This is a genomic window from Pseudomonas sp. RC2C2, assembly GCF_018390435.1.
GTDB lineage: Bacteria > Pseudomonadota > Gammaproteobacteria > Pseudomonadales > Pseudomonadaceae > Aquipseudomonas > Aquipseudomonas donghuensis.
Window position 1 is genome coordinate 171,264 of the sequence record NZ_JAHBAX010000002.1, and the last position, 25,956, is coordinate 197,219.

The window sequence follows — 25,956 nt, forward strand, 5'->3', positions numbered from 1 at the left end:
GATGCTTGAACTGATCAATATCAGCCTGGAACAGCCGTTCGCCCTGGCACCCATCAATGCGCAGATCAAGGCCGGTGAGCTGCTCGGGCTGATCGGTCCCAATGGCGCAGGTAAAAGCACGCTGCTTTCGCTGATTTCTGGTTACCTGCAGCCAGATTCCGGGCGCATCGAATTGCTGGGTCGTGAACTGGCTGCTTACCTGCCCGGACAACTGGCGCGCAGGCGGGCCCTGGTAACCCAGCAGATGGACAGTGCCTTTGATTGGCAGGTCGATGAGTTCATTCGCCTCGGTCAGCAGCATCCCGGTGAGCCCTGCGCGGGCATTGTCGACGCCCTGGATATCCGCTATCTGCTGGGGCGCGGGGTGTTGTCCCTGTCCGGTGGCGAGCTGCAGCGGGTGACCATTGCCCGGGCCATGAACCAGCTGGCAATCAGCCCCACGACTGACGCCTGGCGTGATGGCCAGGGTTGCCTGCTGTTGCTCGACGAGCCCACCAGTGCCCTGGACATCGGCCAGCAGCAGAACCTGATGCGGGTTTTGCGCAAGCTCGCCAGCTCCGCGCGGATTGCCGTGGTGTGCGTGCTACACGACCTGAACCTGGCGGCGCGTTATTGCGATCGCCTGTGGTTGCTGGAAAACGGCCGGCTCTGTGCCAGTGGTGCGCCAGCCCAGGTGCTCAGCGAGCAGCGTATCGCCCGGGTATTTGCCGCCCAGGTGCATGTCAGCCCGATGGGCCGGCACCAGGTGCGCATCGAGCTGGCGCCATGAAGGTGCTTAACGAGCGCTCAAGGTCACCCAGTAGCGCGAGCGTCGCTGCACCTGCAGTGGCAATGAATGGGGCAGGGCGTCGAGCACCGCATCGGTATCGGCCAGCGGATAGACGCCAGAGATACGTAGCGCGGCAACCTCGTCGCTGCAGCGCAGCAGGCCTGGCCGATAGCGGCTGAGCTGCTCGACAAAGGCATCCAGGCGCATGTTGTCGGCCATCAGCAAGCCCTTGCTCCAGGCTGGCTCGGCCTGGTTAGCGGTAGCCGGCTCGATGCGCGTCGGGGTGAAGCGGGCGCGTTGCCCCGGTGTCAGGCGCAGGGTGCTGCCCGGCGACTGCTCGGTGCGTACCTCGATCACCCCTTCGAACAGCGCGACCTGGGTCAGGCCCGGTTGCAGTTCGACGCAAAAGCGTGTCCCCAATGCCCGCACCAGGCCCTGCGGCGTTGCCACGCCAAGTGGCCGCTGGGCGGCGTCCGGCGGGTGGCCGCTGCTGATCAGCACGCGCCCGCTGCGTAACTCGATGCGGCGTTGCTGGCTATCGAACTGCACTGCTACCTCGGTGTCAGCATCCAGGGTCAGCTGGCTGCCGTCCTCCAGGGTAATGTGCTGCGGCGCGCTGGCACCGTTGCTGTAGGTCAGAGTCTGACTAGGGCGCCAGACGTTGCGGTAGGCCAGTTGCCCGGCGCAGCCGAACAGGCCGAGCAGCACCAGGGTTTTCAGCGTTTGGCGGCGACTGCTCCGCTTGCCGAGGGACAGGCTCTTGTAGCCGGCCTGCGGCTCCAGCCCGGCCATCCGGCGGCGTAGCGCTTCGATGTGCTGCCAGGCGCGTTCGTTATCCGGATGGGCGGCGCGCCAGTGTTCCAGCGCTTGCTGCTGCTCGGGGCTGAGCCGGCCTTCCATGGTTTCGGTGAGCCATTGTGCAGCTTCGCGGGTGGTGCGCGGATTGAATGGCGAGGGGCTCATGACAGGTCGGCAAAAAAGCAGTGTTGGTTGGCTCGAACCAGGTAGAGCTTCACCGAGCGGCTGCTGACCTGCAGGCGCTCAGCGATTTCGGCGATCTTCAAACCCTGCAGGTGCGACAGCAGGAACGCTTCGCGGACCTTGCCCGGCAAGGCGTCGAGCATGCGGTCGAGCAAGGCCAGTGCTTCGAGTGCCAGCACGCGGACTTCGGGTGAGGGTTCCACTGTTTCGGGCAGGCTGGCCAACGCTTGCAGATACGCCTGTTCGACCAGGCGCCGGCGATAGACATTGGCCATCAGCCGCCGCGCCACGGTCGACAGGAACGAGCGCGGCTCGCGAATGCTGAACAGGTCCTTGGAGCTGAGAATGCTCAGGAAGGTGTCCTGGGCAATGTCGGCGGCATGTTCCGGGCAGCCGATGCGGTTTCGCAGCCATCGGTGCAGCCAGCGGTGATGGTCGTTGTAGAGTGTGCTCAGGCAGGTGTTGAGCGCGGCTGGAGAGTGGCGGGTGTCCATCGGGGGCGAGATCGGCATCGGGGTTTCGGGAACGCAGTATAGCGAGACTAATTATCAAATGTTAATGATTGTTATTAGTGTCTTTGTGGTGGCTTGAAACTGACTTGCCACTTGATCGCGCACGGCTAGTGACAAGCGATCAAAAGCTGATAGATTTCAGCCGGTTGAAACAGTGGCCGGGTTTGCGGTCGCGAAAAGGAAGAGCACCATGATTTCACCCGAACGTCAGGCCATTGCCCTGCAGCGCTATCTCCAGGCCCATCCGCAGATGCGCGAGGAGATCGCCGCGCTCAGCGAGCACGAGCAGGCTCAGCAGGTCCTCTGGGCCTTCGAGGATGCCGCGCAGGAGCAGGGGCTGGAACCCTGGGAGTTGACCTTGCAGTTGATCGCCGAGTCCCCCGAGGAGCTTGCGGCCATGCGCCTTGAGGTGCACCGCGAAGCGGCCGAGGCGCTGGGGATGGAGTGGGAAGAGTATTGCGCGTTCAACGACATCATCGAGGAGGCGCCGTAATGCGGCGACTCGATTTTGTAGTGTTTTGACAATATTTTCTGCAGCCCCGGGGCTGGATCGTCATGCGTTCACGTGTGGGGTCCAGGCCAGGGCCTGCGTGTGTTGAGCGGCCCTCGGCGGGATTTTTGCCGGGGTCTTTGAATGAAATGGACCGGCGTGCTTTCCCGTTGTCTTGAACGGGGTGACTTCTGGCCTTTGAGCCACTAGAATGCTTGCCCTTGATTCTGGAGTCGGGTATCGCCGGCTAACGTCTGTGCAACGAGGAATATCCATGCAAGTTTCTGTTGAAAATACTTCTGCTCTCGAGCGCCGCATGACCATCGCCGTTCCGGCCGAGCGCGTCGAGACCGAAGTCAACAAGCGTCTGCAACAGACTGCCCGTCGTGCCAAGGTCCCAGGCTTCCGTCCTGGCAAAGTGCCGATGAGCGTGATCCGTCAGCGCTACGAAGACGCCGCCCGTCAGGAAGCCTTCGGCGACCTGGTACAGGCTTCCTTCTACGAAGCCGTGGTCGAGCAGAAGCTGAACCCGGCTGGCGCCCCTGCCGTCGAGCCAAAATCGTTCGAAAAGGGCAAGGACCTGGAATACGTCGCCATTTTCGAAGTATTCCCTGAGTTCACCGTTGCCGGTTTCGACTCGATCGCCGTCGAGCGCCTGAGCGCCGAAGTGGCTGACGCCGACCTGGACAACATGCTGGAAGTGCTGCGCAAGCAGAACGTTCGTTTCGAAGCCGCCGACCGCGCTGCCCAGAACGAAGACCAGCTGAACATCGATTTCGTCGGCAAGGTCGACGGTGAAGTGTTCGCCGGTGGTTCGGCCAAGGGCACCCAGCTGGTGCTGGGTTCCGGCCGCATGATCCCGGGCTTCGAAGAAGGCCTGGTTGGCGCCAAGGCCGGTGAAGAGCGCGTTCTGAACCTGACCTTCCCTGAGGACTACCAGAACCTGGACCTGGCTGGCAAAACCGCCGAGTTCACCGTTACCGTCAACAGCGTTGCCGAGCCAAAGCTGCCTGAGCTGACCGAAGAGTTCTTCGCCCAGTTCGGCATCAAGGAAGCAACCCTGGAAGGTTTCCGCACCGAAGTTCGCAAGAACATGGAGCGTGAACTGCGTCAGGCGATCAAGACCAAGGTCAAGAACCAGGTAATGGACGGCCTGCTGGCTGCCAACCCGATCGAAGTGCCGAAAGCCCTGCTGGAAAACGAAGTGAACCGCCTGCGCGTTCAAGCCGTTCAGCAGTTCGGTGGCAACATCAAGCCTGAGCAACTGCCGGCTGAACTGTTCGAAGAGCAAGCCAAGCGCCGCGTCGTGCTGGGCCTGATCGTCGCCGAAGTGGTCAAGCAATTCGACCTCAAGCCTGACGACGCCCGCGTTCGCGAAATGATCCAGGAAATGGCCTCGGCCTACCAGGAGCCTGAGCAGGTCGTGGCTTGGTACTACAAGAACGACCAGCAGCTGAACGAAGTCCGTTCGGTTGTGCTGGAAGAACAAGTTGTGGATACTGTTCTGCAGAAAGCGACTGTGACCGACAAATCGGTCTCTTACGAAGAAGCTGTCAAGCCAGCCCAGGCACCTGCCGCTGACTGATTTCCTTCTTTCGTAGGAAAACACCACAAGCCAGCCTTCGAGCTGGCTTGTGCGTATTCAAGACATGACTATTTGGGAGTGAGTGCAGGACATGTCCCGCAATTCTTATTATCAGCAGAGCTCTGACATCCAGGCCGCAGGCGGCCTGGTCCCGATGGTTATCGAGCAATCCGCTCGTGGCGAACGCGCCTATGACATCTACTCGCGCCTTCTGAAGGAGCGGGTGATCTTCCTGGTCGGCCCGGTAGAGGACTACATGGCCAACCTGGTAGCGGCGCAGATGCTGTTCCTTGAAGCGGAAAACCCGGACAAGGATATCCATCTCTACATCAACTCGCCGGGCGGTTCGGTGACTGCCGGTATGTCGATTTACGACACCATGCAGTTCATCAAGCCGGACGTCTCGACCATCTGCATCGGCCAAGCCTGCAGCATGGGTGCTTTCCTGTTGGCTGCGGGTGCAAAAGGCAAGCGTCATTGCCTGCCGAACTCGCGGGTGATGATTCACCAGCCACTGGGCGGTTTCCAGGGGCAGGCGACGGATATCGAGATCCACGCCAAGGAAATCCTTTCCATCAAGTCGCGTCTGAACGAGTTGCTGGCCTACCACACAGGTCAAGACCTGGAGACCATCAAGCGTGACACTGAGCGCGACAATTTCATGAGCGCCGAGCGCGCAGCCGAATACGGCCTGATCGACTCGGTCTACGACAAGCGGCAACTGGCCTCCTGAATCCGGGTGCCAGAGCAGGCGGGCGCGCATTGCGCCTACTTGCGGACTTGAAAAAGCCCGCAATTGCCTTCATCTTGTGTTGCAAGCCTACCGGATTGGATCGATCGAATGACTGACACCCGTAACGGCGAGGACAACGGCAAATTGCTCTATTGCTCCTTCTGCGGCAAAAGCCAGCACGAAGTGCGCAAGTTGATTGCCGGCCCCTCGGTATTTATCTGCGACGAGTGCGTCGACCTGTGCAATGACATCATCCGTGAGGAGGTGCAGGAAGCCCAGGCCGAAAGCAGCGCGCATAAACTGCCTTCGCCGAAAGAAATCAGCACCATCCTGGACCAGTACGTCATTGGTCAGGAGCGTGCGAAAAAGGTACTGGCGGTAGCGGTGTACAACCACTACAAGCGCCTGAATCAACGCGACAAGAAGAACGACGATGTCGAACTCGGCAAGAGTAACATCCTGCTGATCGGTCCGACGGGCTCGGGTAAGACCCTGCTCGCCGAAACCCTCGCGCGTCTGTTGAATGTACCGTTCACCATCGCCGACGCCACCACCCTGACCGAAGCCGGTTACGTGGGTGAAGACGTCGAGAACATCATTCAGAAACTGCTGCAGAAGTGCGACTACGACGTGGAAAAAGCCCAGATGGGCATTGTCTACATCGACGAAATCGACAAGATTTCGCGCAAGTCGGACAACCCGTCCATCACCCGTGACGTCTCGGGCGAGGGCGTGCAGCAGGCGCTGCTCAAGCTGATCGAGGGCACGGTCGCTTCGGTTCCGCCGCAAGGTGGTCGCAAGCACCCGCAGCAGGAGTTCCTGCAGGTCGATACGCGTAACATCCTGTTCATCTGTGGCGGTGCGTTCTCGGGCCTCGAAAAGGTCATTCAGGCACGCTCCACCCGCGGCGGCATCGGCTTTGGTGCCGAAGTACGCAGCAAGCAGGAAGGCAAGAAGGTTGGCGAGTCGCTGCGTGAAGTCGAGCCTGACGATCTGGTCAAGTTCGGCCTGATTCCGGAATTCGTTGGTCGTCTGCCTGTGCTGGCGACGCTCGACGAGCTGGACGAAGCTGCGCTGATGCAGATTCTGACCGAGCCGAAGAATGCCCTGACCAAGCAGTACGCCAAGCTGTTCGAAATGGAAGGCGTGGATCTGGAGTTCCGCAGCGATGCGCTCAAGTCGGTGGCTCGCAAGGCCCTGGAGCGCAAGACCGGGGCTCGTGGCCTGCGTTCGATCCTCGAAGGCATCCTGCTCGACACCATGTACGAGATTCCTTCGCAGAAGGATGTCAGCAAGGTGGTGATCGACGAGAGCGTCATCGATGGCTCCTCGCAGCCGCTGTTGATCTACGAGAACAGCGAGCCGCAAGCCAAGGCTGCACCCGACGTCTGAGTCGCCCTGCGGCTCGATTCAAGCAAGGGGCCTTCGGGCCCCTTTGCTTTTCCTGTCGCAGCGCTTGTTTTTTTGCGGGCCTGCCCCCACATTAACTCCACGCTCAAATTCCATCGGTTTCCGGCCATAAGGCCGCTGTAGAGGCGAAATCATGAAGACCACCCTCGACTTGCCTCTCCTGCCATTGCGTGATGTCGTCGTTTATCCGCATATGGTCATCCCACTGTTCGTGGGGCGCGAGAAGTCCATCGAGGCCCTTGAGGCCGCGATGACGGGCGAGAAGCAGATCCTCCTGCTGGCCCAGAAGAACCCCGCTGACGACGATCCAGGCGAAGACGCCCTGTACCGCGTCGGTACCATTGCCACCGTCCTGCAACTGCTGAAACTGCCCGATGGCACCGTCAAGGTGCTGGTCGAAGGTGAGCAGCGCGGTGCCGTTGAGCGTTTCAACGAAGTCGACGGGCACATTCGTGCCGAGGTTTCGCTGATCGACGAGTCCCAGGCTGCCGAGCGCGAGTCTGAAGTCTTCGTCCGTAGCTTGCTGTCACAATTTGAACAATATGTTCAGCTGGGCAAGAAAGTCCCGGCTGAAGTCCTGTCGTCGCTCAACAGCATCGACGAGCCTGGGCGCCTGGTCGACACCATGGCAGCGCATATGGCGCTGAAGATCGAGCAGAAGCAGGAAATCCTCGAAATCCTCGACCTTTCGGCCCGTGTTGAACACGTGCTGGCGCTGCTGGATGCCGAGATCGACCTGCTGCAGGTCGAGAAGCGTATCCGTGGCCGGGTCAAGAAACAGATGGAGCGCAGCCAGCGCGAGTACTACCTGAATGAGCAGATGAAGGCCATTCAGAAAGAGCTCGGCGACAGCGAAGAAGGTCACAACGAAGTCGAAGAGCTGAAAAAGCGCCTCGACGCCGCCGGCCTGCCCAAGGATGCCTATGCCAAGGCCCAGGCCGAGCTGAACAAGCTCAAGCAGATGTCGCCGATGTCGGCTGAGGCCACTGTCGTGCGTTCCTACCTCGACTGGCTGGTGCAGGTGCCGTGGAAGGCCCAGAGCAAGGTGCGCCTGGACCTGGCCAAGGCCGAGGAAATCCTCGACGCCGACCACTACGGGCTGGAAGAGGTCAAGGAGCGCATCCTTGAGTACCTCGCCGTGCAGAAGCGGGTGAAAAAGATCCGTGGCCCGGTGTTGTGCCTGGTAGGGCCGCCTGGCGTGGGTAAAACCTCCCTGGCCGAGTCGATCGCCAGCGCCACCAACCGCAAGTTCGTGCGCATGGCCCTGGGCGGCGTGCGTGATGAAGCCGAGATTCGCGGCCACCGCCGTACCTACATCGGTTCGATGCCCGGTCGTCTGATTCAGAAAATGACCAAGGTTGGCGTGCGCAACCCGCTGTTCCTGCTCGACGAAATCGACAAGATGGGCAGCGACATGCGTGGCGACCCGGCCTCGGCGCTGCTGGAAGTGCTCGACCCCGAGCAGAACCACAACTTCAACGATCACTACCTGGAAGTCGACTACGACCTCTCGGACGTGATGTTCCTCTGCACCTCCAACTCGATGAACATTCCGCCAGCCCTGCTGGACCGGATGGAAGTCATCCGTCTGCCGGGTTACACCGAAGACGAGAAGATCAACATCGCGGTCAAGTACCTGTCGCCCAAGCAGATCAAGGCCAACGGCCTGAAGAAGGGCGAGCTGGAGGTCGATGTCACGGCCATTCGCGACATCATTCGCTATTACACCCGCGAAGCCGGTGTGCGGGGCCTGGAGCGCCAGATCGCGAAAATCTGCCGCAAGGTGGTTAAGGAGCACGCCGGCCTCAAGCAGGTGGCGGTGAAGGTCACGGGCGAGCAGCTCGAGCACTACCTTGGCGTGCGCAAGTACCGCTACGGTCTGGCCGAGCAGCAGGATCAGGTCGGTCAGGTCACTGGCCTGGCCTGGACCCAGGTGGGCGGCGAATTGCTGACCATCGAAGCGGCGGTTATCCCGGGCAAGGGCCAACTGATCAAGACCGGTTCGCTCGGTGATGTCATGGTCGAATCGATCACCGCCGCGCAAACCGTGGTGCGCAGCCGGGCGCGGAGCCTGGGTATTCCTGCCGACTTCCACGAGAAGCGCGACACCCATATCCACATGCCCGAAGGTGCCACGCCCAAGGACGGTCCAAGCGCCGGTATCGGCATGTGCACCGCCCTGGTCTCGGCCCTGACCCAGATTCCGGTGCGTGCCGATGTGGCCATGACCGGTGAGATCACCCTGCGTGGCCAGGTGCTGGCGATTGGTGGTTTGAAGGAAAAACTACTGGCCGCTCACCGTGGTGGAATCAAGACGGTGATCATTCCGGAAGAGAATGTGCGCGATTTGAAGGAAATTCCTGAGAATATTAAGCAGGATCTGCAGATTAAACCGGTCAAATGGATTGACGAAGTCCTCCAAATTGCGCTGCAATACGCCCCGGAGCCCTTGCCCGATGTGGCTCCGGAGATTGTCGCCAAGGATGAAAAGCGCGACAGCGATTCCAAGGAAAGAATCAGCACGCATTAGTACGTATTTGGCTGGGGGGCTTTCTTGACAGTATTTTCAGGCCCTTGTTATAAAGCGGCACTTAAGTGTCAACAGGCCACCCAGCGCTCGTTTAGCTTTTCATTACATACTTAGAAACAAACTCAATAGAGATATAAGGGGACTTAGAGTGAACAAGTCGGAACTGATTGACGCTATCGCCGCATCTGCTGATATTTCGAAAGCTAGCGCTGGCAAAGCGCTGGACGCAGTAATCGAATCCGTCACCGGCGCCCTGAAGGCAGGTGACTCCGTGGTACTGGTAGGTTTCGGTACCTTCTCCGTCACCGACCGTCCAGCGCGCACCGGCCGCAACCCGCAAACCGGCAAGACCCTGGAAATCCCTGCCGCCAAGAAGCCTGGCTTCAAGGCTGGCAAGGCTCTGAAAGAAGCCGTCAACTAAGTCGCTTCCTTCAGGCACACGCCTAACCGAGCCCGGTTCATGCCTGGCCCGGCTGCCGAGCGTCGGGAGGCCTGATACCAGGTTCCCGGCGCTCGGCCAGTTACGAGAAGGCGCATCCTCGGATGCGCCTTTCTTCTATCAGGACTCTACCCACGCTCCACGGTTGGTTCATTCAGTACAACCGTTTCTGGGGGACGCATGCTGCAGAATATCAGGGACAATTCACAAGGTTGGATTGCCAAGACCATCATCGGTGTCATCGTAGCCTTGATGGCACTGACCGGCTTCGATGCCATCTTCCAGGCCACCACCAACAGCCAGGACGCTGCCAAGGTCAATGGCGACACGATCAGCCAGAACGAGCTGAGCCAGGCCGTCGACATGCAACGTCGGCAGCTGATGCAACAGCTGGGCAAGGATTTCGATCCGGCCATGCTCAACGAGCAAATGCTGCGTGAAGCCGCGCTCAAGGGGCTGATCGATCGCAAGTTGCTGCTCCAGGGCGCCGAAGACGCCAAGTTCGCTTTCTCCGAGGCGGCCCTCGACCAATTGATCCTGCAAACGCCTGAATTCCAGGAAGATGGCAAGTTCAGCGCCGAGCGCTTCGACCAGGTCATTCGCCAGATGGGCTACGGCCGTCTGCAATTCCGCGAAATGCTGGCCCAGGAAATGCTCATCGGCCAACTGCGCACCGGCCTTGCCGGCAGCGGTTTTGTCACCGACGACCAGGTCAACGCTTTCGCCCGTCTGGAAAAACAGACCCGTGATTTCGCTTCGCTGACCTTCAAGGCCGACCCGGCCGCGGTCAAGGTTACCGACGAGCAGATCAAGGCGCACTACGACCAACACGCCAAGGAATTCATGAGCCCCGATCAGGTCGTCATCGACTACATCGAGCTGAAGAAGTCCGCGTTCTTCGACCAGGTTGAAGTCAACCAGGACGAGCTCAAGGCGCTGTACGAGAAAGAAATCGCCAACCTCGCCGAGCAGCGTCATGCCGCGCATATCCTTGTCGAAATCAACGACAAGGTGAACGAGGGGCAGGCCAAGGCCAAGATCGAAGAGATCCAGACGCGTCTGGCCAAGGGCGAAGACTTTGCCACCCTGGCCAAGGAATTCTCCCAGGACCCGGGCTCGGCCAACAACGGCGGTGACCTCGGCTATGCCGGGCAGGGCGTCTATGATCCGGCCTTCGAAGAGGCGCTGTACGCGCTGAACAAGGACCAGGTCTCGGGGCCGGTGCGTACCGAGTACGGTTTCCACCTGATCAAGCTGCTCGGTGTCCAGGCGCCGGAAGTACCAAGCTTCGACAGCCTGAAAGACAAGCTGACCCGCGAGCTCAAGGCCCAGCAGGTCGAACAGCGCTTTGTCGAAGTGACCAAGCAACTGGAAGACTCGGCGTTCGAAGCCTCCGACCTGGCCCAACCGGCTCAGGAGCTGGGCCTGAAGGTGCAGACTTCGGCGGCGTTCGGTCGTGAAGGCGGCGAAGGCATCACTGCCAACCGCGCCGTGATCCAGGCTGCGTTCAGCACAGAAGTGCTGGAAGCGGCTGCCAACAGCACGGCCATCGAGCTGGATCCGGAAACCATCGTTGTGCTGCGCGTCAATGAACACCGCAAGCCTGTGCAACTGGGCCTTGAAGTCGTCTCCGAGAGCATCCGCAAGCACCTGGCCAAAGAGCAGGCGACTGCTGCACTGAAGACCAAGGCCGATGCCCTGATCGCCGGTCTGCGTGATGGCAAGATTGCCCTGGCGGCCAGCCAGGACGGTCAGGCCTGGAAAGTCCAGGAAGCGGTTTCGCGCAGCCAGGACGGTATCGACCCGGTCGAGCTGCAGGCGCTGTTCCGCATGAGCAAGCCAGAAGCCAAGGACAAGCCGGTGTACGCCAGCGTTACCCTGGCTGACGGTAGCCTGGTGGTACTGCGCCTGAACGGCGTCAACGAAGGCGCTGCGGCCACTGAAGAAGAGAAAGCGACCTACCGCCGCTTCCTCGCTTCGCGTGCTGGCCAGCAGGACTTCGCGGCGTACCGCAAGCAGCTGGAAGCCAAGGCGGATATCACTCGCTACTGAGTGCTTGATGCTTGAAACAGAAAAGGCCGCTGATGCGGCCTTTTTTGTTTTCAGGGTCTAGGGATGCACTGGCTCCTGTGGGAGCTGGCTTGCCAGCGATCGAGCGCGAAGCGGGCGTAATCCAGGCGACGCGACTAGGCCGGTGTTGGCGCCAGAAACGCGGCCTCCAGCAACTGCCGTGTATACGCATGCTGCGGGTCGGCAAAGATATCCGCCGCCACCCCTTGCTCCACCACCTGGCCCTGCTTGACCACCATCAACTGGTGGCTGAGCGCTTTGACCACCGCCAGGTCGTGGCTGATGAACAGGTAGGTGAGGTTGTACTTGCTCTGCAATGAGCGCAGCAGTTCCACCACCTGGCGCTGCACGGTACGGTCCAGTGCCGAGGTCGGCTCGTCGAGCAGGATCAGGGCCGGCTTGAGCACCAGCGCCCGGGCGATGGCAATGCGCTGGCGCTGACCGCCGGAGAACTCGTGCGGATAACGATGCCGCGCCTGCGGATCGAGCCCCACCTCATGCAAGGCGGCAATGATTGCCTGCTCCTGTTCGGCGGCGCTGCCCATGCGGTGGATGCGCAGGCCTTCGCCGACGATATCGCTGACGCACATGCGCGGGCTGAGGCTGCCGAACGGGTCCTGGAAGACCACCTGCATCTGCCGACGCAATGGCCGCACCTGCTGCTGGGTCAGGTTCTCCAGGGCCGTGCCCTGAAAGCGGATGCTGCCCTGGCTGCCAAGCAGGCGCAGGATCGCCAGACCCAGGGTCGACTTGCCCGAACCGCTTTCGCCGACGATACCCAGGGTCTGGCCCTGGGGCAGGCTGAAGTTGATGCCGTCCACGGCCTTGACGTAATCGACGGTGCGCCGCAGCAGGCCCTTCTTGATCGGGAACCACACGCGCAGGTCCTCGACCTGCAGCATCGGGGCGCCAGGCGGGTTGCCGGCCGGCCCGCCGCTGGGTTCGGCACCGAGAAGCATCTGCGTGTAGGGGTGTTTGGGGTTGCGGAACAGTTCTTCGCAATCGGCCTGCTCGACGATCTGGCCCTTTTGCATCACGCAGACCCGATGGGCGATGCGCTTGACCAGGTTGAGGTCGTGGCTGATCAGCAGCAGGGCCATGCCCAGGCGGGCCTGCAGGGACTTGAGCAGTTCGAGGATCTTCAACTGTACGGTAACGTCCAGCGCCGTAGTCGGTTCATCGGCGATCAGCAGGTCGGGCTCGTTGGCCAGGGCCATGGCGATCATCACACGCTGCCTCTGACCGCCTGAGAGCTCGTGTGGCAGCGCCTTGAGGCGTTTGTGGGGCTCGGGTATGCCGACCATCGCCAGCAGCTCCAGGGTGCGCTCGGTGGCCGCCTTGCCGCGCAGGCCCTTGTGCAGCAGGAGGATCTCGTTGATCTGCTTCTCGATGTTGTGCAACGGGTTGAGCGAGGTCATCGGCTCCTGGAAGATCATCGCGACACGGTTGCCGCGGATGCGCCGCATCTGTTTTTCGTCGAGGGTCAGCAGGTCGCGCCCCTCGAACAGGATGCTGCCGCTAGGGTGGCGGGCCAGCGGGTAGGGCAGCAGGCGCAGGATCGAGTGCGCCGTCACCGACTTGCCCGACCCGCTTTCGCCGACCAGGGCCAGGGTTTCGCCGCGGCGGATGTCGAAACTGACCCCTTCGACCACCCGCTGGCATTGATCGCCGGTGACGAACTCGACGGCCAGGTCGCGGACTTCGATCAAGGTTTGCTTGCTCATTTCATTTCCTCGGGTCGAAGGCATCGCGGGCGGATTCGCCGATGAACACCAGCAGGCTGAGCATCAGTGCCAGCACGGCAAAAGCGCTCATGCCCAGCCAGGGCGCTTGCAGGTTGGACTTGCCCTGGGCCACCAGTTCACCCAGTGACGGCGCCCCCGGCGGCAGGCCGAAGCCGAGGAAGTCCAGGGCGGTCAGGGTGCCGATCGCGCCGGTGAGGATGAACGGCATGAAGGTCATGGTCGAGATCATCGCATTGGGCAGGATGTGCCGGTACATGATCGCGCCGTTCTGCATGCCCAGCGCCCGCGCCGCACGCACGTACTCCAGGTTGCGCCCGCGCAGGAACTCGGCGCGCACCACATCCACCAGGCTCATCCATGAGAACAGCAACATGATCCCCAGCAGCCACCAGAAGTTCGGTTGCACGAAGCTGGCGAGGATGATCAGCAGGTACAGCACCGGCAGCCCCGACCAGATTTCCAGGAAGCGCTGCCCGGCCAGGTCCACCCAGCCGCCGTAAAAGCCCTGCAGGGCGCCGGCAATCACGCCGATGATCGAGCTGAGGATGGTCAGGGTCAGGGCAAACAGCACCGAGATACGGAAACCATAGATGACCCGTGCCAGCACGTCGCGGCCCTGGTCGTCGGTACCCAGCCAGTTCTGCGTCGACGGCGGGGCAGGGGCCGGGACCTTGAGGTCGTAGTTGATGCTCTGGTAGCTGAACGGGATCGGCGCCCACAGCACCAGGCTGTCCTTGGCCGCCAGCAACTCGCGGATGTACGGGCTCTTGTAGTTGGCCTCCAGCGGGAATTCGCCGCCAAAGGCGGTTTCCGGGTAGCGCTTGAGCGCCGGGAAGTACCATTGGCCGTCGTAACGCACCACCAGGGGCTTGTCGTTGGCGATCAGCTCGGCGCCCAGGCTCAGGCCGAACAGGATCAGGAACAGCCACAGCGACCACCAGCCACGGCGGTTGGCCTTGAAGCGCTCGAAGCGCCGGCGATTCAGAGGTGACAGGTTCATCTCAGTGCTCCCGGCTGTCGAAGTCGATGCGTGGGTCGACCAGGGTGTAGGTCAGGTCGCCGATCAGCTTCACCACCAGCCCGAGCAGGGTGAAGATGAACAGGGTGCCGAAGACCACCGGGTAGTCGCGGTTGATCGCTGCCTCGAAACTCATCAGGCCCAGGCCGTCGAGGGAGAAGATCACTTCGATCAGCAAGGAGCCGGTGAAGAAGATACCGATGAACGCCGAGGGAAAACCGGCGATCACCAGCAGCATGGCATTACGGAACACATGACCGTAGAGCACGCGGTTGGGGCTCAGGCCCTTGGCCTTGGCGGTGACCACGTACTGCTTGTTGATCTCGTCGAGGAAGCTGTTTTTGGTCAGCAGGGTCATGGTTGCGAAGTTGCCGATCACCAGCGCAGTGACTGGCAGCGCCAGGTGCCAGAAGTAGTCGAGCAGCTTGCCGGTGGTGCTCAGCTCATCGAAGTTGTTCGACGTCAGGCCGCGCAACGGGAACCAGTCCAGGTAGCTGCCACCGGCGAACAGCACGATCAGCAGGATGGCGAACAGAAACGCCGGGATGGCGTAGCCGATGATGATCGCCGAGCTGGTCCAGACATCGAAGTGGCTGCCGTGACGGGTGGCCTTGGCGATCCCCAGGGGGATCGACACCAGGTACATGATCAGCGTGCTCCATAGCCCCAGGGAGATCGATACCGGCATTTTCTCGATGATCAGGTCGATGACCTTGGCGTCACGGAAGAAGCTGTCGCCAAAATCCAGGTGGGCGTAGTTCTTGATCATGATCCACAAGCGTTCCGGCGCCGGCTTGTCGAAGCCGTACATCTGCTCGATTTCCTTGATCAAGGCCGGGTCCAGGCCCTGGGCGCCGCGGTAGTTGGAGCCGGCCACCGAAACTTCGGCGCCGCCACCGGCGATGCGGCTGGTGGCGCCCTCGAAGCCTTCGAGCTTGGCGATCATCTGCTCCACCGGGCCGCCCGGGGCGGCCTGGATGATGATGAAGTTGATGATCAGGATGCCCAGCAGGGTCGGGATGATCAGCAGCAAACGGCGAAAGATATAGGCCAGCATGCTATTTCGCCCCTTCGGCCGCTTGCGCTTCGGGCGCCGGGTTCAGCGGCACCACCGGCTCGACATCGGGCTTGATCCACCAGGTGTTGATACCGATGTCGTACTTGGGCGAAACCTTGGGGTGGCCGATGTGGTTCCAGTAGGCCACGCGCCAGGTCTTGATGTGCCAGTTGGGGATCACGTAGTAGCCCCATTGCAGCACCCGGTCCAGGGCGCGCGAGTGCTCGATCAGGCTCTGTCGCGAATCGGCGTTGATCAGCTGCTCTACCAGGGTGTCGATGGCCGGGTCCTTCAGGCCGATGAAGTTGCGGCTGCCGGGATTGTCGGCGGCGGCGCTCTGCCAGAACTCGCGTTGCTCGTTACCCGGGGAGTTGGACTGCGGGTAGCCGCCGACGATCATGTCGAAATCCCGCGAGCGCAGGCGGTTGATGTATTGCGAGACATCGACCCGGCGAATCACCAGGTCGATACCCAGGTCCGCCAGGTTGCGCTTGAACGGTAGCAGGATGCGCTCGAATTCTGTCTGTGCCAGGAGGAATTCGATGGATACCGGCTTGCCCTGGGCGTCGACCATCTTATCGTCGACAATGCGCCAGCCGGCTTCCTGCAGCAGCTTGTAGGCCTTGCGCTGTTGTTCGCGGATCATGCCGCTGCCGTCGGTGACCGGGTTGGCGAAGGCCTGGGTGAACACCTGATCGGGAATCTTGCCGCGCAGCGGTTCGAGAATCTTCAGTTCAGCGGCGTCGGGCAGGCCGCGGGCGGCCATGTCGGAGTTCTCGAAGTAGCTGCCGGTGCGGGTGTAGGCACCGTTGAACAGCTGCTTGTTGGTCCATTCGAAGTCCAGCAGCAGACTCAGTGCTTCACGCACCCGGATATCCTGGAACAGCGGGCGGCGGATGTTGTAGACAAAGCCCTGCATGCCGGTCGGGTTGCCGTTGGGCAGCTCTTCGAGGATCAGGCGCTTGTGCCGCACTGCTGGCACGTCATAGGCAGTGGCCCAGCTCTTGGCTGCGGTTTCCAGGCGGTAGTCGAACTGGCCGGCCTTGAGTGCTTCGAGGGTGACCGCACTGTCGCGGTAGTAGTCGATGGTCATCTCGTCGAAGTTGTAGAAGCCGCGGTTGACCGCCAGGTCCTTGCCCCAGTAGTCCTTGACCCGCTCATAGCGGACCGAGCGCCCCGGCTTGACCTCGGCGACCTTGTACGGGCCGCTGCCCAGGGGGATTTCCAGGTTGCCCTTGGTGAATTCGCGGTTTTCCCACCAGTGCTTGGGCAATACCGGCAACTGGCCGAGGATCAGTGGCAGTTCGCGATTATTGCTGTGCTTGAACTTGAACAGCACCCGCTGCGGGTCTTCGGCGATCACTTCGGCGACATCGGCGTAGTAGCCGCGGTACAGCGGTGCGCCATGCTTGATCAAGGTGTTGAAGGTGAACACCACGTCGTCGGCCTGGATCGGCTGGCCGTCGTGAAAACGTGCCTCGGGGCGCAGGTAGAAGCGCACCCAGCTGTTGTCCGGGGCTTTCTCGATCTTGCCGGCGACCAGGCCGTACTCGGTGAAAGGCTCATCCAGGCTCTGGGTCATCAGGGTGTCGTAGATCAGGCCGATGTCGTCGGCCGCTACGCCCTTGTTGATGAACGGGTTGAGGCTGTCAAAGCCGCCGAAACCGGCCTGGCGGAAGGTGCCGCCCTTGGGCGCGTCGGGGTTGACGTAGTCGAAGTGCTTGAAGTTTGCCGGATACTTCGGCGCTTCATCGTAGAGAGTAAGGGCGTGTTGCGGTGCAGCCAGTGCCTGGCTGCCGAGGCAGGCCAGCAGCAGTGCGCAGGCCTTCAGGCGCAGGCGGGACATTGGCATCATTGGGCTTTCTCCGAAGGCTTGATCCACCAGCTGTTGAGCCCCAGGGTGTAGGGCGGCGTGGCCACAAAGGCAAAGCGATTGCGGTAGGCCAGGCGGTGGTTGTCGAGATACCAGTTGGGAATCATGTAGTACTGCCACAGCAATACCCGGTCCAGGGCGCGTGCCGCAGTCACCTGGTCCTCACGGCTCTGGGCGGCCAGCAGGGTGTCGAGCAGGTGATCGACCACCGGGTCTTTCACGCCAGCATAGTTCTTGCTGCCCTTGGTCGAGGCCTGGCTTGAATGGAAGTACAGCCATTGTTCAAGGCCCGGGCTCAGGGTCTGGTTCAGGGTCATCAGGATCATGTCGAAATCGAACTGGTCCAGGCGTTGTTTGTACTGGGCCCGGTCTACTGTGCGCAAGCGTGCTTCGACGCCAATGCTGGCAAGATTTTCGACATAAGGTTGCAGGATCCGTTCAAGGTTCGGATTGACCAGCAGCAGCTCCAGCTTCAAGGGTTGCCCGGCGCTGTTGAGCAGGCGCTGGCCGTTGAGCTTCCAGCCGGCCTGGCCGAGCAGGTCAAGGGCCTGGCGCAGGGTCTGGCGGTTGATACCGCGGCCGTCGGTGTGGCTGACCTTGTACGGCTCGGTGAACAGCGCCGCCGGCAATTGCTTGCGGTAGGGCGCCAGCAGTAGCCATTCCTTGCCCACCGGCAGGCCGCTGGCGGCGAGCTCGCTGTTGGGGTAATAGCTGCTGGCACGTTGGTAGGCACTGCTGAACAGGGTGCGGTTGGTCCATTCGAAGTCGAGCATCAACCCCAGCGCCTGGCGCACCCGCACATCGCTGAAGGTCGCGCGGCGGCTGTTCATGAACAGGCCTTGGGTCTGGGTCGGGATCTTGTGCGGGATCTGCGCCTTGATCACGTCGCCGCGGCGCACCGCCGGGAAGTTGTAGCCGTTGGCCCAGTTCTTCGCCTGGTGCTCGATGTAGATGTCGAACTCGCCGGCCTTGAAGGCTTCGAAGGCCACTGCGCTGTCACGGTAGAACTCGAATTCGACGCGGTCGACGTTGTACTTGCCGCGGTTGACCGCCAGGTCCTTGCCCCAGTAATCCTTCACCCGCTCGAACACCAGGCGCCGCCCAGGCTGGACCTGGGTGATGCGGTACGGGCCGCTGCCTAGCGGCGGCTCGAAGGTGGTGGCCTTGAAGTCGCGGCCCTTCCAGTAGTGCGCCGGCAGCACCGGCATCTCGCCCAGGCGCAGGATCAGCAGCGGGTTGCCTGCGCGCTTGAAGACGAAGCGGATACGTCGCGGGTTGAGAATGTCGACGCGCTTTACTTCCTGCAGGTTGGTCCGGTAGATCGGGTGACCTTCCTTGAGCAGGGTGCGGTAGGAGAACGCCACGTCGCTGGCGGTTATCGGCTTGCCGTCGTGAAAGCGCGCCTCGGGACGCAGGTTGAACACCACCCAGCTGCGGTCTTCGCTGTACTCGACCGAGCCTGCGATCAGGCCATAGCTGGACGTGGGCTCATCACCGGAGGGGTCGTACTGGCCGGTGCCGACCATCAGGGTTTCGTTCAGCTCGCTCACCCCGTACTGCAAGAAGTTCGGCGTGGTGACCGGGCTTGAGCCCTTGAAGGTATAGGGGTTGAGGGTGTCGAAGGTGCCAAATGCCATGGCCCGCAAGGTACCGCCCTTGGGCGCTTGCGGATTGACCCAGTCGAAGTGGGTGAATTTGGCTGGATACTTGAGCGTGCCGAACTGGGCGTAACCGTGGCTTTCGCTGATTGTTGCGCCCGCGGGAAAGCTCAAGGCCAGGCTGAGTGACAGCAACAGGAGGGGACGTATCAAGTCGAGATCCGATCCAGGCGGCTTGGGCTTTATTCCGGCTACAGTAACAGCTTGTATCGACTGGAAAAAGAGTGCCGCATGGGGCGCTGCAGGGCGCTCCGGTCAGTGACCGGAGCGCGGGCCTCAATGATTGAGGTAGACGGTCAGGGTCTGGCCCGGCTTGAGGGCGTGGCCGCTGCGTGGATTCCAGCGCTTGAGGTGCTGCATCTCGACGTTGAAGCGCTTGGCCACCAGGTACAGCGAGTCGCCTTTGCGCACCTTGTACTGGGTGGATTTTTTCTGGTTCTTTGCGCCAGCCGGCTGGGTGCTCTGCATCACCAGGGTCTGGCCGGTCTTCAGGCGTTGGCCGGAGAGCTTGTTCCAGCGCTGCAGGTCTTTGACGCTGACCTTGTTGGCCTTGGCGATGCTGGCCAGGTTGTCGCCACGCTTGACCCGGTAGCGGCTGTTGCGGGTCGTGCTGGTGCGCGGTGCGGCTTCGGCCATGGCAGCTTCGAACACGGCTTTTTTCGGCTGCAGGGTCAGCAGCTCTTCAGGCTTCATGTTCGACAGTGAGGCGGTCAGCAGCTGTGCCTTGGCGGTCGGCACCAGCAACTGCTGCGGGCCGTCGACAGTCATGCGCTTCTTGAAGGCCGGGTTGAGCTGGAACAGTTCGTCTTCGTCGATTTCGGCCAGGGCGGCGACACGTGACAGATCGAGGCGGTCCTTGATCGCGACCGCTTCGAAGTACGGTTCGTTGGCAATCGGGTTAAGGTTGACGCCATAGGCCTGCGGTGTCATCACCACCTGCGACAGGGCCAGCAGCTTGGGCACGTAGTCGCGGGTTTCCTGCGGCAGCGGCAGGTTCCAGTAGTCAGTCGGCAGGCCGAGCTTCTCGTTGCGCTCGATGGCGCGGCTGACGGTGCCTTCGCCGGCGTTGTAGGCCGCCAGGGCCAGCAGCCAGTCGCCGTTGAACATGTCGTGCAGACGGGTCAGGTAGTCCAGCGCGGCGTTGGTCGAGGCGGTGATGTCGCGGCGGCCATCGTAGAAACGGGTCTGGCGCAGGTTGAAGTAACGCCCGGTGGAGGGGATGAACTGCCACAGGCCTACCGCATGGGCCCGTGAATAGGCCATTGGGTTGTAGGCGCTTTCGATCGCTGGCAGCAGGGCCAGCTCCAGCGGCATGTTGCGCTCTTCGAGGCGTTCGACGATGTAATGGATGTACAGGCTGCCGCGGTCGCCGGCGTTTTCCAGGAACGAGGGGTTGCTGGCAAACCACAGGCGTTGCTGTTCGATGCGTGGGTTGACTGCAACGCCGTCCTGCAGCACGAAGCCCTGGCGCATGCGTTCCCAGACGTCCTGAGGCGCTTGCTCCACCGGTTTGACCGGTACGATCAGCGGTTTCTGCTTGGCCCGAGCCTGGTAGTTGTGCGCGCGAACGCTGTCGGATTCGTCGACTTGACGGGTGCTCTGGCAGCCCACAAGGGTGGCGGCCAGGGCCAGCGCACTGGCTTGGGCCAGGCGCGTCAGGGCGACGGAATTGAAGGTTCTGCGGCTAGTGGACGACATTGGCTGGGACAAAGTTCCGGGCAAAAATGTCGGGGGATTCTAGAAAGCGGCCCCTCAACGGTCAACCTTTCAGAACTTTCCGTCACCAACAGCGGCTGTTTAGAACCGATCTTTCCAAGCGCGCAACCCAGCAAAAACAGCACTTGGCGTGGGGTTTATCGGGCCATTCCGTTCGTCTAGTTTTTCTTTAACGGATGTTACGGAGGTCCGCAGAAAGGGGTTGGTGAGCTTTTCCAGGGCCAGGGTTGAAGGCAACGTGATGCGATCTTGTGATCTTAGCTCGGTAACGTCGGCGAAGCGTTGGGCAATGTGCGGGTTTTCAGGCTCGACGGCCTGGGCGAAGCGCAGGTTGCTCAAGGTATATTCGTGGGTGCAGTACACCAGGGTTTCGGCGGGCAGGGCGGCCAGGCGCTGCAGGGAATGGTGCATTTGCTCCGGTGTGCCTTCGAACAGGCGCCCGCATCCAGCGGCGAACAAGGTATCGCCACAGAACAGCACGGGCGTGGCTGTTTGCTGGCAATAATAGGCAATGTGTCCCAGGGTGTGTCCGGGGACGGCGATGACCTGGAAATCCAGGCCCAGAACGCGCACGCTGGCGTTGTCGTCCAGGGCCTGGTCACGACCGGGAATGCGTTCCTGGGCGGGGCCGTAGACGGTCGCGCCGGTCCGCGCCTTGAGCTGCTCGACGCCACCGACATGGTCGTGATGGTGGTGGGTGATGAGGATATCGCTCAGGTGCCAGCCGGGATGGCGTTCAAGCCAGGCCAGTACCGGTGCCGCATCGCCAGGATCGACCACCGCGCACCGCTGGCTGGCAGAATCTTGTAACAACCAGATGTAGTTATCGTTGAAAGCGGGCAGGGCATCGATCTGTATCATGGTGCGATTCGCCAAACGGTGGACATGGGTGCATCTTAGTAGCTATGTGCGCTGTCGAGAACCTTCAAGGGAGACTGCAATGACCGATCAAGCCTTCGCCCAGGCCGATCCGCAGTGGCTGGAGCTGATCAGCCAGGCCCGCGACTGGTTCGCCGGCCCCCTCGGGCAACTCATGCTCAAGGAGGAACAACGCCTGCTCGAAGAGGAGCTGGGGCGTTACTTCGGTGGTTACCTGGTGCACTACGGCCCCTGCGCCGAAGCGCCGCCCAAAGCCCTGCAGGTGCAGCGCAACGTGCGCTTGGGCGCGCCGCTGCCGGGGGTCGAGATCGTCTGCGAAGAACAGGCCTGGCCACTGAGCGAGCACGCCGCCGACGTTGTGGTGCTGCAGCACGGCCTGGACTTCAGCCTGTCGCCCCATGGCCTGTTGCGCGAGGCCGCCAGCAGTGTGCGTCCGGGCGGCCATCTGCTGATCGTCGGTATCAACCCCTGGAGCAGTTGGGGCATGCGTCGGGTGTTTGCCCATGATGCCCTGCGCAAGGCGCGCTGCATTTCCCCCTCAAGGGTCGGCGACTGGCTCAACCTGCTGGGCTTCGCGCTGGAGAAACGCCGCTTCGGGTGCTATCGTCCGCCGCTCGCATCCCCCGCCTGGCAACAGCGCCTGGCCGGCTGGGAGCGGGTTGCCGGTGGCTGGCAGAGTGGCGGTGGCGGCGTCTACCTGCTGGTGGCGCGCAAGATGGTGGTGGGGTTGCGACCCCTGCGTCTGGAGCGCCGCGAACCGATGGGCAAGCTGCTGCCGCTGCCGATGGCCAAGGTCAACCGGCGCCATTCCGAACCCTGAGTTCCGGGCCCCAAGGGCACGGGGTCAAATCATTGATGAAAAGGCTGTAAATGAGCGATAGCGTCGAGATATTTACCGATGGCGCCTGCAAGGGTAACCCTGGCCCGGGTGGCTGGGGTGTGCTGATGGTCTGCAAGGGCGTCGAGAAGGAACTGTGGGGCGGCGAGCGCGACACCACCAATAACCGCATGGAATTGATGGCCGCGATCAAGGGCCTGGAAGCGCTCAAGCGTGAATGCGAAGTGCTGCTGGTGACCGACTCCCAGTACGTGATGAAAGGCATCACCGAGTGGATGGTCAACTGGAAGAAGCGTGGCTGGAAGACCGCCTCCAAAGAGCCGGTGAAGAACGCCGACCTCTGGCAATTGCTCGATGAGCAGGTGGGCCGGCACAAGGTCACCTGGAAGTGGGTGCGCGGGCACGTCGGCCATCATGGCAACGAACGCGCCGACCAGTTGGCCAACCGCGGCGTTGACGAGGTCCGTAGTCTGCGTTGAGCACAGCGGCCGCCACTCACCCTTGAGCTGAGGTAGAATGGCCGGCTTTTCACCAGACTGTACGCGGCAGGAGACCCCCGGCGTGGAGATTCAGAACAACAGGTCGGTCGTCCTCGACACCGAAACCACCGGCATGCCGGTCACCGACGGCCACCGAATCATCGAGATCGGCGGTGTCGAGCTGATGGGCCGACGCTTGACCGGGCGACACTTCCACGTCTACCTGCAACCGGACCGCGAGAGCGATGAAGGCGCCATCGGCGTCCACGGCATCACCGATTCCTTCCTGCTCGACAAGCCGCGTTTCGCCGAGGTCGCCGATGAATTCTTCGAGTTCATCCAGGGCGCCCAGCTGATCATCCACAACGCAGCGTTCGACGTTGGCTTCATCAACAACGAGTTCGCCTTGCTCGGTCAGCGCGACCGCGCCGATATCACCCAGCACTGCACCATTCTCGACACCCTGATGCTGGCCCGATCCCGGCATCCGGGCCAGCGCAACAGCCTTGATGCCCTGTGCAAGCGCTACGGCGTCGACAACTCCGGCCGTGAGCTGCACGGCGCGCTGCTCGACTCGGAGCTGCTGGCCGACGTCTACCTGAACATGACCGGTGGCCAGACCAGCCTGTCGCTGGCCGGGCACGGTGCCGACGGCGAGGAGGAGGGGCAAGACAACCGCGCCAGCGAGATCCGCCGCCTGCCCGCCAGCCGACAGCCAGGGCGGATCATCCGCGCCAGCGAGCAAGAGCTCGAGCTGCACATGGCTCGCCTGGAGGCGATTGCCAAGTCCGCCGGTGGCCCGGCACTGTGGCAGCAGCTGGCCGACGCAAACTGAGGCAATTTGCCGCGCAGAGGCGCTGGCGACCTTCTACCCTGAGTTGACGCAGCTGTCACTCGGAGGAAGCGCCCGCCCATGTACAAGGACCTCAAGTTTCCCGTCCTGATCGTGCATCGCGACATCAAGGCCGATACGGTCGCCGGCGAGCGTGTCCGCGGTATTGCCCAGGAGCTGGCCCAGGACGGTCTCACCATCCTGCCGGCGATCGACTACGCCGAAGCTCGTCTGGTCGCCTCGACCCACCATGGCCTTGCCTGCATGCTGGTTGCCGCCGAAGGCGCAGGCGAAAACACCCATTTGCTGCAGAACATGGTCGATCTGATTCGCCTGGCCCGGGTGCGTGCCCCGCACTTGCCGATCTTCGCCCTTGGCGAGCAGGTGACGCTGGAAAACGCCCCCGCCGATGTGATGAGCGAGCTGAACCAGCTGCGCGGCATTCTTTACCTGTTCGAAGACACCGTGCCGTTTCTCGCCCGGCAAGTGGCACGGGCGGCGCACAGCTACCTGGATGGACTGCTGCCACCGTTCTTCAAGGCCCTGGTGCAACACACCGCGCAATCGAATTATTCATGGCATACGCCCGGTCATGGCGGTGGCGTGGCCTACCGCAAAAGTCCGGTCGGCCAGGCCTTCCATCAGTTCTTCGGGGAAAATACCCTGCGTTCGGATTTGTCGGTGTCGGTGCCCGAGCTCGGTTCGCTGCTCGACCACACCGGCCCCCTGGCCGCCGCCGAGGCCCGCGCGGCAAAAAACTTTGGCGCTGACCATACCTTCTTCGTGATCAACGGTACCTCGACGGCCAACAAAATCGTCTGGCATTCGATGGTCGGCCGTGATGACCTGGTGCTGGTCGACCGCAACTGTCACAAATCGGTGGTGCACGCGATCATCATGACCGGGGCCATCCCCTTGTACCTGTGCCCGGAGCGCAACGAGCTGGGCATCATCGGGCCAATCCCGCTGAGTGAATTCAGCCCGGCGTCGATCCACGCCAAGATTCAGGCCAACCCCCTGGCCCGGGGCCGGCCGGCCAAGGTCAAGCTGGCGGTGGTGACCAACTCCACCTACGACGGGCTGTGCTACAACGCCGAACTGATCAAGCAGGAACTGGGCAACAGTGTCGAGGTGCTGCATTTTGACGAGGCCTGGTACGCCTACGCGGCGTTCCACGAATTCTTCCGCGGGCGTTACGCCATGGGTACTTCGCGCAGTGCCGGCAGCCCGCTGGTGTTCAGCACCCATTCCACCCATAAGCTGTTGGCAGCCTTCAGCCAGGCGTCGATGATTCATGTGCAGGACGGTGGCGCCCGGCAGCTGGACCGCGACCGCTTCAACGAAGCCTTCATGATGCATATCTCCACCTCGCCGCAGTACAGCATCCTTGCCTCGCTGGATGTGTCTTCGGCGATGATGGAAGGCCCGGCCGGGCGCTCCCTGCTACAGGAAATGTTTGATGAGGCGCTGAGCTTTCGCCGGGCCATGGCCAAACTGCGCGAGCATATGGACAAGGACGACTGGTGGTTCAGCATCTGGCAGCCGCCGCTGGAGGAGGGCGTACGCCGGGTAGCGACCGAGGACTGGCTGTTGCAGCCGCAGGCCGACTGGCATGGCTTTGGCGATGTCAGTGATGATTACGTGCTGCTCGACCCGATCAAGGTCACCCTGGTGATGCCGGGGCTCAGCGCCGGCGGAGCCTTGAGCGAGCACGGCATTCCAGCGGCAGTGGTCAGCAAGTTTCTCTGGGAGCGCGGCCTGGTGGTGGAGAAGACCGGGTTGTATACCTTTCTGGTGCTGTTCTCGATGGGCATCACCAAGGGCAAATGGAGCACGCTGCTGACCGAGTTGCTCGAGTTCAAGCGCAACTACGACGCCAATACCAGCCTGGTCGAAAGCCTGCCGTGCATCGCTCAGCTTGATCCGCTGCGCTATCAGGGCCTGGGCCTGCGGGACCTGTGCGACCAACTGCACGCCTGCTACCGCAGCAATGCCATCGCCAAGCAGCTCAAGCGCCTGTTTACCCGCTTGCCGGAAGTGGTGATCAAACCCGCCGATGCCTATGACCGGATGGTGCGCGGGGAGGTCGAGGCGGTGCCGATCGGGCAGTTGCTCGGGCGCATCGCCGCAGTCATGCTGGTGCCCTATCCGCCGGGAATTCCGTTGATCATGCCGGGGGAGCGGTTTACCGAGGCGACCCGCTCGATCATCGATTACCTGGCGTTTGCCGCCGCCTTCGACAGCGGCTTTCCCGGCTTTGTCGCCGATGTGCATGGGTTGCAGCACGAAACGACTGCGCAGGGGCGGATCTATACCGTCGATTGCATCAAGGTGTGAGCACG

At 61.9% G+C, this 25,956-nt stretch carries 21 protein-coding genes; 12 read left to right on the forward strand and 9 right to left on the reverse strand.

Annotation, left to right across the window (positions count from 1 at the left end; genetic code table 11):
- The first annotated feature begins 1 nt into the window (after position 1).
- Positions 2 to 769, forward strand: coding sequence for an ATP-binding cassette domain-containing protein (locus tag KHO53_RS19245; protein WP_213570671.1), 768 nt, complete (start codon positions 2 to 4; stop codon positions 767 to 769).
- 6 nt (positions 770 to 775) lie between these two features.
- On the opposite strand, the gene KHO53_RS19250 is transcribed toward KHO53_RS19245, so the two are convergent.
- Positions 776 to 1,732 carry a FecR domain-containing protein gene (locus KHO53_RS19250; RefSeq protein ID WP_213570672.1) on the reverse strand — a complete coding sequence of 319 codons (957 nt, stop codon included), beginning with the start codon at positions 1,730 to 1,732 and terminating at the stop codon, positions 776 to 778.
- Positions 1,729 to 2,262, reverse strand: coding sequence for a sigma-70 family RNA polymerase sigma factor (locus KHO53_RS19255; protein WP_269467559.1), 534 nt, complete (start codon positions 2,260 to 2,262; stop codon positions 1,729 to 1,731). Before KHO53_RS19255 ends, KHO53_RS19250 begins: the two co-directional genes overlap by 4 nt.
- A gap of 190 nt (positions 2,263 to 2,452) precedes the next feature.
- On the opposite strand from KHO53_RS19255, the gene KHO53_RS19260 reads away from it, so the two are divergent.
- The 7 genes from KHO53_RS19260 (at position 2,453) to KHO53_RS19290 (ending at position 11,501) form a co-directional block, all read left to right on the forward strand.
- On the forward strand, positions 2,453 to 2,755 hold the full coding sequence (locus tag KHO53_RS19260; protein ID WP_213570673.1) for a DUF6388 family protein: 303 nt from the start codon (positions 2,453 to 2,455) through the stop codon (positions 2,753 to 2,755).
- A gap of 271 nt (positions 2,756 to 3,026) precedes the next feature.
- Positions 3,027 to 4,337, forward strand: a complete 1,311-nt coding sequence (gene tig, locus KHO53_RS19265) for a trigger factor (protein WP_010224371.1) — start codon at positions 3,027 to 3,029, stop codon at positions 4,335 to 4,337.
- Positions 4,338 to 4,428: 91 nt separating this feature from the next.
- Positions 4,429 to 5,070, forward strand: a complete 642-nt coding sequence (gene clpP, locus KHO53_RS19270) for an ATP-dependent Clp endopeptidase proteolytic subunit ClpP (RefSeq protein ID WP_010224369.1) — start codon at positions 4,429 to 4,431, stop codon at positions 5,068 to 5,070.
- Between the two features lie 108 nt (positions 5,071 to 5,178).
- The gene (gene clpX / locus KHO53_RS19275) at positions 5,179 to 6,462 is read left to right on the forward strand and encodes an ATP-dependent Clp protease ATP-binding subunit ClpX (protein WP_010224368.1); all 1,284 of its coding nucleotides are present in this window, start codon (positions 5,179 to 5,181) and stop codon (positions 6,460 to 6,462) included.
- Positions 6,463 to 6,613: 151 nt separating this feature from the next.
- Positions 6,614 to 9,010 (forward strand): endopeptidase La, encoded by a 2,397-nt coding sequence (gene lon / locus KHO53_RS19280; protein ID WP_010224367.1) that lies wholly within the window; start codon positions 6,614 to 6,616, stop codon positions 9,008 to 9,010.
- A 148-nt stretch (positions 9,011 to 9,158) separates the two neighbouring features.
- On the forward strand, positions 9,159 to 9,431 hold the full coding sequence (locus KHO53_RS19285; RefSeq protein ID WP_010224366.1) for an HU family DNA-binding protein: 273 nt from the start codon (positions 9,159 to 9,161) through the stop codon (positions 9,429 to 9,431).
- A 198-nt stretch (positions 9,432 to 9,629) separates the two neighbouring features.
- Entirely contained in the window at positions 9,630 to 11,501 is a 1,872-nt protein-coding gene (locus KHO53_RS19290; RefSeq protein ID WP_213570674.1) for a SurA N-terminal domain-containing protein, read from the forward strand.
- Between the two features lie 134 nt (positions 11,502 to 11,635).
- Here KHO53_RS19290 and KHO53_RS19295 read toward each other — a convergent pair whose 3' ends face one another.
- The 7 genes from KHO53_RS19295 to gloB all read right to left on the reverse strand — a co-directional run bounded on the left by KHO53_RS19295 (position 11,636) and on the right by gloB (position 21,447).
- Complete coding sequence (locus KHO53_RS19295) at positions 11,636 to 13,243, reverse strand: ABC transporter ATP-binding protein (protein WP_036994432.1); 1,608 nt, start codon at positions 13,241 to 13,243, stop codon at positions 11,636 to 11,638.
- Position 13,244: 1 nt separating this feature from the next.
- Entirely contained in the window at positions 13,245 to 14,264 is a 1,020-nt protein-coding gene (locus KHO53_RS19300) for an ABC transporter permease (RefSeq protein ID WP_010224362.1), read from the reverse strand.
- Position 14,265: 1 nt separating this feature from the next.
- Positions 14,266 to 15,339 carry a microcin C ABC transporter permease YejB gene (locus KHO53_RS19305; RefSeq protein WP_010224360.1) on the reverse strand — a complete coding sequence of 358 codons (1,074 nt, stop codon included), beginning with the start codon at positions 15,337 to 15,339 and terminating at the stop codon, positions 14,266 to 14,268.
- A gap of 1 nt (position 15,340) precedes the next feature.
- A complete protein-coding gene (locus KHO53_RS19310) occupies positions 15,341 to 17,194 on the reverse strand; it encodes an extracellular solute-binding protein (RefSeq protein WP_026001399.1) in 1,854 nt (617 codons plus the stop codon).
- Positions 17,191 to 19,020 (reverse strand): extracellular solute-binding protein, encoded by a 1,830-nt coding sequence (locus KHO53_RS19315; RefSeq protein WP_050990027.1) that lies wholly within the window; start codon positions 19,018 to 19,020, stop codon positions 17,191 to 17,193. The genes KHO53_RS19310 and KHO53_RS19315 overlap by 4 nt, the downstream gene beginning before the upstream one ends.
- A gap of 126 nt (positions 19,021 to 19,146) precedes the next feature.
- Positions 19,147 to 20,568 carry a transglycosylase SLT domain-containing protein gene (locus tag KHO53_RS19320; protein ID WP_010224354.1) on the reverse strand — a complete coding sequence of 474 codons (1,422 nt, stop codon included), beginning with the start codon at positions 20,566 to 20,568 and terminating at the stop codon, positions 19,147 to 19,149.
- Between the two features lie 99 nt (positions 20,569 to 20,667).
- A complete protein-coding gene (gloB, locus tag KHO53_RS19325) occupies positions 20,668 to 21,447 on the reverse strand; it encodes a hydroxyacylglutathione hydrolase (RefSeq protein ID WP_010224352.1) in 780 nt (259 codons plus the stop codon).
- 79 nt (positions 21,448 to 21,526) lie between these two features.
- Here gloB and KHO53_RS19330 point away from each other — a divergent pair, with 79 nt between their 5' ends.
- The 4 genes from KHO53_RS19330 (at position 21,527) to KHO53_RS19345 (ending at position 25,951) form a co-directional block, all read left to right on the forward strand.
- Positions 21,527 to 22,285 carry a methyltransferase domain-containing protein gene (locus KHO53_RS19330; RefSeq protein WP_213570675.1) on the forward strand — a complete coding sequence of 253 codons (759 nt, stop codon included), beginning with the start codon at positions 21,527 to 21,529 and terminating at the stop codon, positions 22,283 to 22,285.
- Between the two features lie 50 nt (positions 22,286 to 22,335).
- Positions 22,336 to 22,782: a ribonuclease HI gene (rnhA, locus tag KHO53_RS19335; RefSeq protein ID WP_010224348.1), complete on the forward strand. Its 447-nt coding sequence runs from the start codon at positions 22,336 to 22,338 to the stop codon at positions 22,780 to 22,782.
- Between the two features lie 37 nt (positions 22,783 to 22,819).
- The gene (dnaQ, locus tag KHO53_RS19340; RefSeq protein ID WP_081492822.1) at positions 22,820 to 23,617 is read left to right on the forward strand and encodes a DNA polymerase III subunit epsilon; all 798 of its coding nucleotides are present in this window, start codon (positions 22,820 to 22,822) and stop codon (positions 23,615 to 23,617) included.
- 78 nt (positions 23,618 to 23,695) lie between these two features.
- Complete coding sequence (locus KHO53_RS19345; RefSeq protein ID WP_010224344.1) at positions 23,696 to 25,951, forward strand: Orn/Lys/Arg family decarboxylase; 2,256 nt, start codon at positions 23,696 to 23,698, stop codon at positions 25,949 to 25,951.
- Positions 25,952 to 25,956: the final 5 nt, after the last annotated feature.